This window comes from Vagococcus acidifermentans (assembly GCF_003987655.1).
Lineage (GTDB): Bacteria > Bacillota > Bacilli > Lactobacillales > Vagococcaceae > Vagococcus_B > Vagococcus_B acidifermentans.
In genome coordinates this window covers 233,282-248,249 of the sequence record NZ_NGKC01000001.1, presented here as the reverse complement: position 1 = coordinate 248,249, position 14,968 = coordinate 233,282, and the positions used below count along the sequence as shown (strand labels likewise).

Here is a 14,968-nt window from a genome sequence, read left to right as displayed (position 1 = left end):
TCCTTGTAATTTTTTTATAAAATACCTTTCACTGACACAGCTTTCTCATCTGGAATAATATGGACCTCTAACTCGCAGCCATGCTCAATAATTTTCCGGAAAATTTCTTTTTCTTCTTCCGAAGCCGAAATATTCTTATAAAACTTGCTTCTGTTTTTATTTGCACCCATGCCCCCAATAATTATTTTTTCAAGAGGCACGCCATTTTCTATCAACTGCAAATAAGTTTCCGGACCTTTCGTTAAAATAATGACACGGTCATTTGCCGGCAGGTTTTTCAATACCTCCGTCCCTTCTTCCACCCCGGCAATCGTTAAATCAATACCGCTTGGTACAGCCATAGAAATAATAGATTTGGTAAATTCATCCGCTGCTGTCGGTTCATCAACAATCACAATATGATTGCCGCCAGTATACTGCAGCCACGCTGTCATTACCTGTCCGTGAATCAAACGGTCATCTATTCTTGCCAATACAATGCTACCCATCATCAATCTCTCCTCTAAATTAGACTTGCGTTACACGCGTTCGAGTTCTTCAAAAAATTCCTTAATCCCATCCTTTCCGACAGACATGACTGATTTGTACATATCATCCAATGACGTGCCGAGCATTCGTTGATTGAATGCTTCTACCAGCATGGGTAAATTAACGCCTGAAATCAACCGGACTTTTTGACCTGTCAGATGTTTCAAGCCCATTGCTGTCTGATTGTAAGGACTCGCAGAAAACAAATCAGCAAAAACAATAACGCCGCTGCCGGTATCCAAGGCTTTAATTTCTTCTTGGATTTGTTCAGCAAATAAATTAATATTGTCGCCATGACACAAACTTAACGTGCGATAATTGCTTTGTGCTCCCATAATCAACTCTAAACTGTCCATCAGTCCTTCTGCCATTTTGCCATGAGTGACAATCAGTATTCCCTGCATCTACTTCACTTCCTTTCAATTACTATATAGCAAGTCTCGTGCCAAGTTATCTGTGTCATTTTTTCTTTGTTACATTTCTTCTGACAAAAACATAAAAACGTTGCCATACCAACGTTTCCACTTTTTTTATGACAACTATTTCGTCACAAGCATCAGCTGGCACGTCTTATATACGATTTTTTAAAACGCTAACACAAAGCCGATTAGTCTATTGCAGATTTTTTTGTATCTGTGTTAAAAAACAACACAGATATTACCTGTTACGAAACACTCTTATCTCTCCTGAAAATATCAAAAAAAGACGGGCACTCTAAACGAGCACTCGTCTTTTAACAAATTAGCATATCCAAACAACCTTAATCGTTAAACCTGTTCCACACTCAAGCCTTTAGCTGCCAAACTGTCAATTGTTTCACCATCTACATTTGTATCAGTCACTAGTAAATCTATCTTCTCAATCGGCCAAAAAGCATACAAGGCTTTCTTCCCGATTTTGGAAAAATCCGCGACGACTATGATTTGTTGCGCCGACAAAAGCATTTCTTTTTTAGCCGGGATTAAATACTCATCAAAATGATTCAACCCTGTCCTCAAATCAAAAGCTGGCGTTGCCATAAATGCTTTGTCAACAAAAATATTTTTCAGCGCGTCATTTGTCAGCATGCCATTGAGCATGTAACTGTCATGATACACCATACCGCCTGTGACAATCGTCTTGATATCACGGTTTTTCCGCAAAACAGTGGCGATGTTAATATCATTCGTAATGACCGTCAAGTTTTTACGGCCCGTCAAATGTTTAGCAATCTGTAATGTTGTTGTGCCTGAATCAAGAATAACACTGTCATTATCCTGAATCATCTCAGCTGCATACATCCCGATACGCTTTTTTTCTGCCAAATTTTCTGTCTGCCGCTCATCAAACGGCGACTCTTCTTTTTTGACATTGGAAGGAATGACACCGCCGTGAATTCTAGCAACCAGCCCTTTTTCCTCCAACGCATCCAAATCTCTTCTGATGGTCGTCTCATGTACTGAAAACTCTTCAGACAAATCATTCACAGAAACGAACTGTTTCTCTTTTATTGATTCAAGGATTTTAAATCTTCTCTCATCAGTCAACACATTATCGGCCCCTATCTATCCCAATTAAAGTTGATAAGTGTTTTTTGCCAACCCGGATTTTCCGCTACACGTGCCATGACTTGCTGGAATTCTGCACCCGTCTTCACCACGTCTTGATGATCAGGAAGAATCTTTCTCAACGCTTGTTGATAATCAGGGTTTTTCATTCCCGTGATTACAGCTTTAAAATCTTCTGTAGACGAACGGCTGCTGCCATGCAGCGACAAGCCTTTTTCAAGCACATCCCGCGTATTAATAGGCACCCTTTTTTCCGTCACACCCATTAAGATGATATCCGCACAGGAATCGGCAATATCAATCGCTTGATTGATGGCATTTTCGCTGAATGCTCCCCCTGTACATTCAAGCAGAGCGTCATACCGTTCCGGACTATTGGCAAAATCATAAGTCAAAACATTTTCCGTGTGAACGAAATCAAATTTGGCAAGTTTTTTATCATCCGCTCCGAACACCACAAAACGTTCTTTTTCAACTTCATACAGATATTTTATCATACTTGCCGTGAAATAACCTACTGGACCATCACCAAAAAGAGCAATTTTTTGACTCTTATCGAGTAATTTTGAGCGTATATGGCTGATGGAATGATACGAAACAGTAGATAATTCGGCTAAAACAGCAATTTCATCTGAAATTTCATCCGGAATTTTTACCAGGCAAGCTGCGGGGTGTACAAGACAACTTTGGGCAATGCCGTCATAACCACTTCCCAAAAAAGCATTGCCTTTAGAATAGTTCACAGGAACGCCTTCTTTTTGCGCTATCTCAGGGTTTAATACCTGCCCTGGAATATTAGGTACAATCACCACGCGATCACCAGCTGAAAAATCATCTGACTGTGACTCGGTGACTACGCCGATTCCTTCGTGAAGCAGGGCCATCGGCAATTTTTTAGCCAATGCTTCTGGCCGGCGGTTACCTGTAAAATAGCGTAAATCGGCATGACAAATGCTCGCAAGAGTCGGCTTAACAGCGACCCAGCCGTCAGGAATGCTAAGTTGCTCTTCCACCTCCTCAATGACTCCCGGTTTAGTTAATCGGTACTTTAATGATGTTACACTTACTGTCATGATAATTTCCTCCTGTCTTTACTCGAATAAACTCGTTTTTCGCTCGATAACGAGTTTATCACAAAATTAATTGTTTGTAAACGCTTGTTTAAGCTTGTTATCGAGTGAAGAGGCAGATGATGTTTTTTTATAACGTGTTGCTCATCACATAAAACAACAGCCGCTGAGTCTTTAAATGGTTGATCTTTCTTTTTCAGGCTCGAATAAACGCAAAAAAAACACTCGAATAAAGAGGCATCTTCATTCGAGTGTTAACTTGATAGTAATAAGCTACCTAGTGAAAAAAGAACTGGTAAGATAAACAACTCCAAATTTTAATTTATACGACAAAGGACTAACGGTTAACGTGTTATCAGCTAATCTCTTTTATGTAATCAGGCCAAGCAGGCAGCGCAGTCGTATTGACTTGAAAATCTGCAAAATAAAATATTTCAGCCACATAGGCTATTTCGCCTTTATCGATTTCAATGCCAAAAGCAGCTTGTACCTCTTTGAACGCCTCTTGAACAATCGTATAAATGACTTCAAATTCACTGATTTTCTCGTCAAAATTATAATATGTCAACGCATTTTTTTGGATTGCCCTCTCCAGCATGCTGACAGTATGAAACATGTATTTAATATATAATGACGAACTGTGACTAATACCGGTGCGTTCCAAAATAAGGTGATATGCTTCTTCTAATATTTTGCTGACTTTTATCACATTAATAAATGTCGTCGTTTCTTCAATCAATTTCAAGACTTTGGTTTTTGTTTTCGTATCAAGGATATCTTCACTAACTGCCGGCATTTTATTATAGCGGACATTGCGGTACTCCCTGCCGCTATCTTTGATGATTTCTACAAGTTCTGTCAATGGGTATGTATTGCCGACTGCTAAGCGTGTTGCCTCAAGCACATGAGGTGTGCTCACACAATTAATCAGTGCGGTTTCAATCCCTGTTTCTTCTTTGATAATCTCAGAAAAATTAGTCAATGACCCCATGTCTACTAGTAATAAAACACCTTTCCCTTCATCAATTTGACGCACGGTTTCAATCGCTTGTTTCAGCACTGTACCTACCGTTTCATCCAACGGCAGGCACAAGCCGTGTGCATGGTCTACTTGCAACAAATGATTTGCCACATCTGCCATGTCTTTTCCGCTGCTGTTGCCATGCGTGATCACTAAAATACCCACTTTACTCTCTTCTTTATGACTGTCAAGAGAATCCAAAAACAACGCAAGCAAACTCGTTTCATAGGTTGGAATCGACACCCCGTAGTGCGCATTCAACCGGCTGACAATTTTTTCCGCCATCATTTGATATGATAACGATTTGCTTTTTTTCACATCATTTCGATAATTGCTGCTGTAACTGCCATCTTGCACCTTACCGATGACATTTTTTAAATGAATCAAAAGGCCAATCAATGACTGGTCATCTAATATAATGCCATGTTCTCCAAGGACTGAAACAATCACGCCTTTCAGGAATGTGTACTGATTTTCCGGAATGATTTTATAAATCGGTTTCTCTGTTTCTGAATGCTTTCTGCCAAAATAATCCGCTCCAAAATACTTCATGGTTTCTTCGTCAATGTATTTTCTTATATCCTCAGAGCCTAATCCTTTTTCAAAATAATTTTTAGAGTTCCGTTCCAGTTTCCGATAAAAATCTGACTCTTGCTGCATATTGCTGACTAGTTCCTCAATTGATTCCGGGGCTTCGTTCGGATTAAAGGACAGCCATTCTTTCCCCTGCCAGTCAAAGTCATGCTTTCTTTGTTCTTCAAGAATATCAAAAAAATCAAAGTGATGCTTTGGCAGATTGGCTAAACTGACAGTCACTTCTTGCTTTGATTCTGCTAAACTTTCAGAAAAAGCACTTGCAGTAGACAGTTTTATATCATTGACCAACTGTCCCAAATTATTTGTGCATTCATAAAACAGCAACGCATTCGCAACATCAGTGGATACTTTTACTGGTCTGTTTATCACTTTGGATTCGCTTTTAAAATAAAGCTGTATCAGTTCCAGGCGCTCCTCTATCGAACGTTCTCTTAATGAAGGAATTCGTATAACGTTTGGAATTCGCCTTAAAAATGTCTGTAATATGGCTTCCTGAGGATCTTCAGTTGTGGCGGCAATAATCATGACATTAGCTTTTCTGACAACAGATGATTCACCGAGGCGCCGGTATTCACCCCTGTCCATCAATGAAAAGAGCATTTCTTGTCCTTCTGGCGGCAGCCGGTGGATTTCATCTAAAAATAAGATGCCTCCATCCGCTTGGGCAACCAAGCCTTCCGTTTCTTTTTCGGCCCCGGTAAATGCACCTTTAGCGTGCCCGAATAAATGGGACAGCAGCAGTTGCGGATTGCCCGAATAATCTGCGCAATTAAACACAACGTACGGTGCATCTTCAGAAAAAGCATGCTCATTCAAGGCAAAACGATGCATGGTATTCGCAAATGTTGTTTTCCCAACACCTGTTTCACCAATCAACAAAGTACTCAACCCATTAGGAGGATATAAAATACCTGCAACAGCTTGTTTTATTTGATTTTTCATACTCTTGTCGGCACCAATCAAATCGGAAAACGCATTTTTGTCGCCTGCCTCAGCTGCTCGTTCTGATAGCGGTGCGATCACATCAATCAATTCTTCCATTGATTGAAATGTGCATTGGGTGATTTTTTCAGCAGAATACTTTTTTAGCCCGGGAAGTTCACGGCTAATAAAATGAACCGGACGGCCGCCGATTCGAATAATTTTTTTTGCCTTCACCAACTGCGTTAAATCACGACTGATGTTACTTCTTGAATAACCTGATAATTTTTCCAAATCCGACGAGGTAACACCAAATGTTCCATTTTCAATATCTTTATCTCCAATGACTGCACAACTGTCTTGAAGCAGTTTAAAAATGTGGTCAATTCTTTTTTTCATGCTACCTGTTTCCTTTCTGAGAAAGCAACCGCTTTCAATATGTGCGATAGTTTTTCAGCAACTTTTTTTCATGATCGCTAGTTTCTTCTTTCGTTGCACTTAATGTCTGGTGTGTGTCACTTTATCACTCAGTACTATATCGAACGCGCTCGTTATCACTCGATTACGAGTTTACCACGTTTTATACTATTTGTAAAGTTTGCCCCCTTAAACCAATTGCCGGGCACACCGCCTTAACGAAGCATCACGCAAGTTGATTTTATCTAACATATAGATAACGTTCAGCTCGTATCATTTCTAAGTCTGAACCGTTTTATCCCCTATGTTTCGTATTATTGCTGATTTAACTCATCCTTTAATCATTTATTATACATATTAATAGATAACGCAAGTCTGTTTCCGCCATTTTTTTACCTACTCGCGCATTTTTTGAAAAAAAGTTTTTTTAATCTCGAATTTCACAAACATTTTGGTGTTGAATAGTTAAGTTGTTCTAGATTATAATAAACTTAGTGCGGCATCAATTTATGTTTGGCCACGCGCACCGCTCACTAAAAACTATTTTTCAAACCCATTTGTTAACTATGTAACAATGAAAGGAACTCCTTTTTCAGTTACATTGTTATAATATTCTCTCCAGGAGGTGAGGTCAATGACACAAACATTCAACAGTCTGTACAACTCGTCTTGAGTGATGTGCATCATCTTCTTAGGATTACCTAAGAAGCAGCCTCACATTCTAAAAAACAGGAGAGATTGACATGCAATTAAAAACTGAATTACCGGAAGTATTCGATGAGTTTGCCGAAGCACGCAGGGAAGGTTTCCTAGTCGTGAAAAAACTGAAGGAAGAAGGCAAGCCCATTATCGGTGTCTACTGCACATTTATGCCCGAAGAAATTACTCTTGCTGCCGGCGCTTTACAAATCAGTTTGTGTTCGACTTCAGACGAAACGATTCCTGATGCGGAAGAAGACCTGCCAAGAAACCTGTGCCCGCTGATAAAATCCAGCTACGGTTTTGGCAAAACAGATAAGTGTCCCTATTTTTATTTCTCGGATTTGATTGTCGGCGAAGCGACTTGTGACGGCAAGAAAAAAATGTATGAATATATGGCAGATTTCAAAGAAATGTATTTGATGCACTTGCCAAATATGCGGAACAGTGCCGAAGCGCTCGCTTTGTGGAAAGCTGAGATTATCCGGTTCAAAGAAAAACTAGAGGATTTCCTCGACGTGACGATTACAGAAGATGCCATTCGTGACGCCATCAAGCAAATGAACGCTGAACGAACGGCCCGCAAAAACTTCTATGGACTGGGTAAGCTTAATCCTCCAGCCATCAGCGGTTCGGAAATCTTCAAAGTGATGTACGGGGCGAATTACTCCTTTGACAAAGAAGCACTCATGAGCAATCTGAAGTCTTCCACCGAGAAAGTGCTTGCTGATTATCACAATAACAGCACCACTCGTCCGAAAAGACCGCGTATTTTGATTACCGGCTCACCAATCGGCGGCGTCACGGAAAAGGTCATCCGTTCCATTGAAGAACATGGCGGTGACATTGTCGCATTCGAAAACTGCACAGTTGCCAAACCGATTGAGAAGCTGGTTGATGAAACCAATCCAGATGTGTACGAAGCACTTGCCGAAAAATATATCGATATCGGCTGCGCATGTTTGTCGGACAACCAGCCGCGCCTGGACCTCTTAGACCGGATGATTGATGACTATCAAGTGGATGGCGTGATTGATATGGTCTTGCAGTTCTGTACACCTTTCTCGGTTGAATCCTTGAAAATCAAAGAATTCTGCAACGAGCAAAAAAATGTGCCCTACCTTTACTTGGAAACCGACTATTCCAATGCTGATATTGAGCAAATCAACACCCGGGTGGCGGCTTTCATTGAGATGCTGGAGGCAAGATAACCATGAAAATCATCGGTCTTGATTCTGGCTCTACCACGACAAAAGGAGTGTTGCTGTCAGATGGACAGCTGCTGGCGCAATCATTGGTGCTGACAGCAGGAAATCCCAGAAAAGCCATGGAGCAGGTCTTGACACACTTGGCACAAAGCGGGAAAACCCCGGTGGTCACGACTGGTTACGGCCGGAAATTGATTGACTCGGATAAGAGCGTCACAGAGATTACTTGCCATGCCAAAGGTGCGGCTTTCCTGCACCCTGAGACGGTCGGAATCATTGATATCGGCGGACAAGACAGTAAGACAATTCAGCTGGATAACATGGGCTTTGTGACCGAATTCAACATGAACGATAAGTGCGCGGCGGGAACCGGCCGGTTTGTCGAGGTGCTGATGACGATTCTTGATGAGCCGATTGAACAGCTTGACACATTTGTCAAAACTGCCCAGCCGCTTAAAATCAACAGCATGTGCACTGTATTTGCTGAAACAGAAGTAATCAGCCTGATTGCCAAAGGCGAAGAACGGGAGGATATCGCACTGGGCGTTCTCCATTCGATTTGTCAGCGGATTGCCAATCAATTCACCCGGGTCAGTTCCTCGGTCAAAGGAGATGTTTTCTTTTCCGGCGGACTGGCGAAAAGCGATGTCATGAGGCAGATTTTATCGGAATATACGGGCCGTCACATCGTAACCCACCCGCTGGCCCAGTATACAGGTGCCATCGGTGCGGCAATACTCGGAATGAAGAAACATTTATAATATTCACCAAATTGGGCTCACCTGTCTGTAAATGAGACAGGTGAGTTGTCTTTTACTGAAAAGCACTTTGCATTTACTTCTTTGATTTTCAACTGACACGAACGCTTGGCAGTGCGTGTTATTTTTGGTATTATGTAGCCACAATGAAACGACCATGAATAAATTGAAATGACGCGGACTGGCAGACAAACTGGATAAAGATGCTGACAATCCATTTAATGGCACCACCTTGTTTCAATCTATTCTATGTTACTGGAGGTTATAAAGTGGTATATGTAGGATTCGATATTGGCGGGACATTTGTCAAATATGGACTGGTAGCTGAAAACGGCACTATCTTAAATAAAGGGCACATGCCGACATCGCACAAATTAGAGCAGTTATTGGCCGACATTGAAGCAATTGTACAAAACTATGCGGCTGAGCGGCAGATTACCGCCATCGGTGTCAGCGCTCCCGGCATCATCAAACAAGATGGGTTCATGGTAACCGGCGGCGCCCTCAGAGAATTGTACCAAGTCAATTTAAAACAATTGATTGAAGACAAAACGGGATATAATACAACGGTTGAAAATGATGCTAACGCAGCGGCCATTGCAGAACAGTGGTTAGGCAATGCACAAGGCATCGCTAACTATTTAACGATTGTTCTTGGAACCGGCGTTGGCGGCGGCATTGTCATTAACGGCGACATCTACCGGGGAACACATGGCATGGCCGGTGAATTCGGCTTTACATTGACCCGGGATTTCAATGAAACAGTTGACAAAAATATTGAAATCGCTTCGCAAAACTTTTCCAGTTCGGTTTCAAAAGGTCTGTTGGAAACTTATAATAGGGCTGAAAAGCAGGCCGGATACCCGGAAAAGCAAACGGATGACGCACGGGCTATCATTGAACGCACGCAAGCCGGCGAGCCGGTTTCATGCCGCGTATTCGATACCTACGTCAAACACATAGCTGTGAATCTGGTAAACTTAATCGGCACTTTTGACCCGGAGGTTATTCTGATCGGCGGGGGTATCAGCAACAGCACCTTTTTCATTGAACAAGTGCAGCAAAAAGTATTAGCTTTGCTCCAACAGCACGGCAGCCTCGCGCCTCTGGTCGGAAAAACAACTGCAACAGTACTGCCGACAAAGTTAAGAAATGACGCGGGAATCATTGGCGCTGTTTTTCAGGCAATCAAACAAGGTAAGCACTAAGCAACACCGCCGCTGATAATCAGGGCGGTGTTTTTTATCAATTTTTAAGATACTTTGCTTTACCAAGAAAGTAATTGCAACAAACATGAAAGCATTCAGAAACTCACAACAATCCCTTTTCTTTTTTGATTAAAAATTTATCAGCAATCTGTTAAGCATATTTCGTTCAACTCTAATGTGGCGGATCGTTCAAGAAACATGCCTTACTTTATAAAATAACAACACTTAAAAAAATGCTCCGCTCGATTCTTCTGGTAACAACCAATTGTCTGGATAAGTGAAAACCTTCCCAATTTTCTTTTTTAATGCGCTTACTGTACAGTATCATTTCTACAGCCTTCCCTGTCCAGAGATAAAAAAACAACAAAAATTTGCCGTTCCGGCCATAGTAAAATGTTTTTATTAAATTCTCATGCGGAAAAATAACGTTTTACCAAAACATATTATGCTTAATTAAGAAAACAACAGTTTGTATTGATAGTGTTAAGACGTTTTCGTAAACTTGATTAGAAAACGTCATATCTTTTTCGACCAGTCATTTTTATTTCTTTCAAAAATTTATCAAATAAATTAATAACAAAGAAATATTTTTTGACTGCATCTTAACTAATCCAGGAGGTTAAACATGGCAACGAAGAAAAAGAAATTAACACTGATTTCACTGATTCTCATGATTTTTACATCTGTTTTCGGCTTTACAAATATTACACGGGCATTTTATTTGATGGGGTATGCGTCCATTTTATGGTATGTCTTGGCCGCTGTCACTTTTTTTCTGCCTTTTGCTTTCATGCTGTCAGAATACGGTGCGGCCTTTAAAGACCACAAAGGCGGTATTTATTCATGGATGGCGGAATCATTTAACCCGAAATTTGCTTTCATCGGCACATTCATGTGGTATGCGTCTTACATTGTCTGGATGGTCAATGTCGGCTCAGGTATTTGGGTCCCTCTGTCAAATGCAATTTTTGGGGTCGACAAAACACAATACTGGAGCTTATTCGGATTGAACAGCGTTCAGACGCTTGGTGTACTAGCAATTATTTGGATTATTTTCATCACCTTTGTTTCCTCTAAAGGACTGAACAGCATTAAAAAAATCACGTCAATCGGCGGAACGGCTGTCGCATTGATAAATGTGTTATTATTTGTAGTGGGTATGGTTATTTTGCTGGCCAACGGGCAGATGGCAGAACCTTTGAGTGTTCAAGCATTTTTCAGTTCGCCGAATGCCGACTATACCACAATGATTCAAGTCTTTTCATTTATGGTTTTTGCCATTTTTGCTTACGGCGGACTTGAGGTTGTCGGCGGTCTGGTTGATGAAACAGAAAATGCTGCCGTGACGTTTCCAAAAGGAGTGGCGATTTCCGCAGTGATTATTGCTGTCGGGTACGCTGTCGGCATCTTCATCATGGGAGCATTTACGAATTGGACTTATACTTTTACTCAGTTTACCGACACCGAAGTGACCCTCGGAAATGTTGCGTACATCGCCATGAATAATATGGGCTACCAGCTCGGGCATGCTCTGGGACTCTCAGAAGCCGTGTCTGTCACACTGGGACAGTGGGTCAGCCGTTATATGGGGATTTCCATGTTCTTCGCCTTAACCGGCGCATTCTTTACACTGATTTTCTCGCCTTTAAAACAGCTGATTGAAGGCACCCCGAAAGAAGTATGGCCAAAAAAACTGACTGCCATCAAAAACGGTCTCCCGGTCAATGCGATGAAACTTCAAGCCGGTATTGTTATCGCCATCATTATGTTCGTCGCATTTGGCGGCAGCGGTGCGCAAGCTTTCTTTAAAATTTTAACCGCCATGACCAATGTCTCGATGACACTCCCTTATATGTTTTTATCCATTGCTTTTCTGGGATTCAAGAAAAAACAGCATATTGACAAACCCTTTGAAATCTATACCTCACCCATCGTCACAAAACTGGCCGTTTTTGTGGTCACGTTTGTCGTAGGATTCGCAAACCTCTTTACGGTAATCAGCCCTGCCATGGCCGGGGATTATAAAGAATCCATTTCATCTGTGATTGGGCCGGTAGTTTTTGCGATTGTGGCGTGGCTGATGTTCAATAGATATGAAAAAAAGCAGTCAACACTCTATGTTGGCGATCACGCACAACACAATTAGGAGGAACAGCTCAATGGAAAATTTTAATCATTATTTGGAAAAGTATGCAGAACTGATTGTCAAGACCGGAGTCAACGTGCAGCAAAAAGATATGGTGCAAATTGATATTTCTGTCACTCAGGCCCCACTGGCAAGACTGATTGTCAAAAAAGCCTACGCTGCCGGTGCAAAGGAAGTTGTCATCCGCTGGAACGACGACCAAATTCTGCGCGAGCAAGTCAACAGTATGGCGCTGGCAGATTTGGAACAGGTCCCTGAGTATCGACTCGACGAAATCCGCAGTCTTGTGTCTCAAAATGTTTCCCGAATCAGTGTCGTTTCTCAAAATCCGGATGTCTTTGCCGGCATTGCCTCAGAACGTATCGAAGCATACCAGAAATATGACCGCAAGCTGCTCTTTGATTTGCGGCAGGCAGCACAGGCCAATAAAATCAGCTGGACCGTCGTTGCCGCTGCTGACCTTGACTGGGCAGATAAAGTATTTCCTGACCTCGCAACCGACACAGAAAAAGTTGATGCGCTTTGGGACCAGATCTTCAAAACAACCCAAATTTACGAAGACGACCCCATCGCCGCCTGGCAGGCACATGAAACAACACTGAGACAAAAAGCAGATATGTTGAATAATGAGCAGTTCAAAGCGTTGCATTTTAAAGCGCCCGGCACTGATTTAACGATCGGGCTGCCGAAGGACCATCTATGGGACAGCGCACGCAACGTCAATGCCGCAGGATTTGAATTTATGGCAAATATGCCTACCGAAGAAGTCTTCACTGCACCTGACAACCGTGTGGCAGAAGGATACGTTTCTTCTACTAAACCGCTGAGCTATGGCGGGCAAATCATCACAGACATGCGCTTCACTTTTAAAGACGGCGCGATTGTTGATGTTTCAGCCCAGACAGGCGAAGATGTCCTGAAAAAACTGATTGGCATGGATGAAGGGTCCAAGCGTTTGGGAGAAGTCGCACTGGTTCCTGATCCGTCGCCAATTTCCCAGTCAGGCATCATCTTCTTCAACACATTGTTCGATGAAAATGCCTCTAACCATTTGGCTATCGGCAATGCTTATGCTTTCAACCTGAAAAACGGCACAGCTATGGACGAAGAAGAACTTGTCAGCCGCGGACTGAACCGCAGCAAAAATCATGTCGATTTCATGATCGGCTCAAGTGAGATGGATATTGACGGCATCCGCGAAGATGGTACCCGTGTGCCTGTGTTTAGAAATGGGAATTGGGCATCGTTGGCATAAAACAAGCAGCAGAAAAACCATCCTTTGTCATTGGTTTAATGACAAAGGATGGTTTGTTTTTGTATACATCTAATGATTATTTTTTTCACGGTACAGATATTGTACAGCAATCGCAATAACTAATCCGGCAAGCATTCCGATGTGCGGCGGTGCGATGGCTAAAATACCGCCGACCATGCCGGCAACGCCGCGTTCTTCATTAGTGCTGACCATCTCCAGCGCCACAAAGAAACAGGCAAATGCCTGAATCATCAATGTCAGGCTCATCGCCAGCGGAAAAATCGGCTGAACAAAGGCAATCATCGGAATAATCATACAACAAATGGCTTTGGTTAAGTTAAATGTGATGATGCCGCCAAAGAAAGAGTACATTTGGTTTTTCCCGGCCTTATAGCGCTCGGCAATCACCACTTGCATCGAATCCCAACAAGGACCTGACAAGGTCACCGTCGGGAAAAACAGTCCCTGCAAAATATTTCTGACGCCGACCAAAATATTGGAACGGTTGGCATTGATATCGACAATTTCATCTGGCCGGTAGCTTTCTGCAGACTTCATGTATTCCGCACCGGCGACAATATCACCGAACGCGATGATGTAACAAATGATACCCATTGGAATGGACTGCAAAAATATGCTGAGTCGAGGCGGACCCAAGCCAGCCATACTAAACGAATGAAAGCTTTCCACCAATCCCGGAATGGGATTGAAAAAAATTCCATCTGATAAATTAACGACCGGCAGAGGAATCTCCTTCACCAGCACGCCGATAAGATATGCCAGCAACAACGCCGGGACAAAACCGATTTTCGCAATGAAGGCAACCAGCTTGCTGGGGTGCACATCCCTCAAGTGTTTGAACCCGACAGAAAAAATCAGGAAAAAACTGAGCACGACACCGATGGAAAAGGATACGGGGTATTTAAAAAATCCGACGCCGCCTTCTTCGGCAGGCATAAACCCGTAATTTCCGATAATCGCTGACATCCCCGCACCAATCAGGATACCGGCCTTTACTGAGTTCGGCACCCAGTCGAGCAATTTGGCAGCAATGCCGGTCAACCCGAAAAGAATATAAATAATACCTACAATGAGCTGTACTGATATCAGCGCTTCAATCCGGTCGCGCATATTGTCAATCGTGAGCAGCCACGAGGAAACAAGCGGGATAGCTGGTGTAATCCAGCCGCTTATCAGTGAGTCGCCTAAAATATTGTGGACGGCATCGAAGGACTCTTGCACGATAACAATCGATAATGCCACTGAAAACGGCAACCCGAAAATATCTTCCAGATAAACGGTGGCTGATACGCCGGTTACAAACACCACAATCGCCTGAATCATCTCAGGAATTTCCCAGGGGGCATGAATAAACGGGAGACGAATATTTAGAAACCCGATTTTTATGCCCGGTTGAATCTTGTCATCACCTCTTTTGGCTGAGGGTAACATGATAGCCATACTTACCTCACTCCTTCATTTCTAAAAATACTGTACATTATTCGAATACTAAAAAAAATAACACCCGTCGCTACGTATCTCTAGTTTACCATATTTAGCAACAAAGAAAGCGCTCTTTTTAGAAAAAGTTGC

The 14,968-nt window shown here is 42.4% G+C and carries 11 protein-coding genes; 5 read left to right on the top strand and 6 right to left on the bottom strand.

The window, feature by feature from the left end; translation table 11 throughout:
* Positions 1 to 14: 14 nt before the first annotated feature.
* The 5 genes from CBF27_RS01245 to CBF27_RS01225 all read right to left on the bottom strand — a co-directional run bounded on the left by CBF27_RS01245 (position 15) and on the right by CBF27_RS01225 (position 6,083).
* Entirely contained in the window at positions 15 to 488 is a 474-nt protein-coding gene (locus CBF27_RS01245) for a PTS sugar transporter subunit IIB (protein ID WP_126811932.1), read from the bottom strand.
* A 30-nt stretch (positions 489 to 518) separates the two neighbouring features.
* Positions 519 to 932: a PTS sugar transporter subunit IIA gene (locus tag CBF27_RS01240; RefSeq protein ID WP_126811583.1), complete on the bottom strand. Its 414-nt coding sequence runs from the start codon at positions 930 to 932 to the stop codon at positions 519 to 521.
* 363 nt (positions 933 to 1,295) lie between these two features.
* Positions 1,296 to 2,057, bottom strand: coding sequence for a DeoR/GlpR family DNA-binding transcription regulator (locus tag CBF27_RS01235; protein WP_126811581.1), 762 nt, complete (start codon positions 2,055 to 2,057; stop codon positions 1,296 to 1,298).
* Between the two features lie 11 nt (positions 2,058 to 2,068).
* A complete protein-coding gene (locus CBF27_RS01230; RefSeq protein WP_126811579.1) occupies positions 2,069 to 3,148 on the bottom strand; it encodes an alcohol dehydrogenase catalytic domain-containing protein in 1,080 nt (359 codons plus the stop codon).
* 352 nt (positions 3,149 to 3,500) lie between these two features.
* Positions 3,501 to 6,083, bottom strand: coding sequence for a sigma-54-dependent transcriptional regulator (locus CBF27_RS01225; protein WP_126811577.1), 2,583 nt, complete (start codon positions 6,081 to 6,083; stop codon positions 3,501 to 3,503).
* 761 nt (positions 6,084 to 6,844) lie between these two features.
* On the opposite strand from CBF27_RS01225, the gene CBF27_RS01220 reads away from it, so the two are divergent.
* The 5 genes from CBF27_RS01220 (at position 6,845) to CBF27_RS01200 (ending at position 13,375) form a co-directional block, all read left to right on the top strand.
* Positions 6,845 to 8,011, top strand: coding sequence for a double-cubane-cluster-containing anaerobic reductase (locus CBF27_RS01220; protein ID WP_126811575.1), 1,167 nt, complete (start codon positions 6,845 to 6,847; stop codon positions 8,009 to 8,011).
* 2 nt (positions 8,012 to 8,013) lie between these two features.
* Complete coding sequence (locus CBF27_RS01215) at positions 8,014 to 8,769, top strand: acyl-CoA dehydratase activase (protein ID WP_126811573.1); 756 nt, start codon at positions 8,014 to 8,016, stop codon at positions 8,767 to 8,769.
* Between the two features lie 266 nt (positions 8,770 to 9,035).
* On the top strand, positions 9,036 to 9,974 hold the full coding sequence (locus CBF27_RS01210; protein ID WP_170174961.1) for an ROK family protein: 939 nt from the start codon (positions 9,036 to 9,038) through the stop codon (positions 9,972 to 9,974).
* Between the two features lie 625 nt (positions 9,975 to 10,599).
* A complete protein-coding gene (yjeM, locus tag CBF27_RS01205) occupies positions 10,600 to 12,120 on the top strand; it encodes a glutamate/gamma-aminobutyrate family transporter YjeM (protein ID WP_126811570.1) in 1,521 nt (506 codons plus the stop codon).
* Between the two features lie 13 nt (positions 12,121 to 12,133).
* Complete coding sequence (locus CBF27_RS01200) at positions 12,134 to 13,375, top strand: aminopeptidase (protein WP_126811568.1); 1,242 nt, start codon at positions 12,134 to 12,136, stop codon at positions 13,373 to 13,375.
* Positions 13,376 to 13,444: 69 nt separating this feature from the next.
* Here the strand turns inward: CBF27_RS01200 and CBF27_RS01195 are convergent, their stop codons facing one another.
* Positions 13,445 to 14,836 (bottom strand): permease family protein, encoded by a 1,392-nt coding sequence (locus CBF27_RS01195; RefSeq protein ID WP_126811566.1) that lies wholly within the window; start codon positions 14,834 to 14,836, stop codon positions 13,445 to 13,447.
* Positions 14,837 to 14,968 lie beyond the last annotated feature (132 nt).

What these genes read in the sequence shown, in the direction of transcription:
- CBF27_RS01245 (WP_126811932.1), bottom strand. Translation starts at nt 488, where the DNA reads ATGGGTAGCATTGTATTGGCAAGAATAGATGACCGTTTGATTCACGGA.
- CBF27_RS01195 (WP_126811566.1), bottom strand. Translation starts at nt 14,836, where the DNA reads ATGGCTATCATGTTACCCTCAGCCAAAAGAGGTGATGACAAGATTCAA.
- yjeM (WP_126811570.1), top strand. Translation starts at nt 10,600, where the DNA reads ATGGCAACGAAGAAAAAGAAATTAACACTGATTTCACTGATTCTCATG.
- CBF27_RS01220 (WP_126811575.1), top strand. Translation starts at nt 6,845, where the DNA reads ATGCAATTAAAAACTGAATTACCGGAAGTATTCGATGAGTTTGCCGAA.
- CBF27_RS01230 (WP_126811579.1), bottom strand. Translation starts at nt 3,148, where the DNA reads ATGACAGTAAGTGTAACATCATTAAAGTACCGATTAACTAAACCGGGA.
- CBF27_RS01215 (WP_126811573.1), top strand. Translation starts at nt 8,014, where the DNA reads ATGAAAATCATCGGTCTTGATTCTGGCTCTACCACGACAAAAGGAGTG.
- CBF27_RS01225 (WP_126811577.1), bottom strand. Translation starts at nt 6,083, where the DNA reads ATGAAAAAAAGAATTGACCACATTTTTAAACTGCTTCAAGACAGTTGT.
- CBF27_RS01240 (WP_126811583.1), bottom strand. Translation starts at nt 932, where the DNA reads ATGCAGGGAATACTGATTGTCACTCATGGCAAAATGGCAGAAGGACTG.
- CBF27_RS01200 (WP_126811568.1), top strand. Translation starts at nt 12,134, where the DNA reads ATGGAAAATTTTAATCATTATTTGGAAAAGTATGCAGAACTGATTGTC.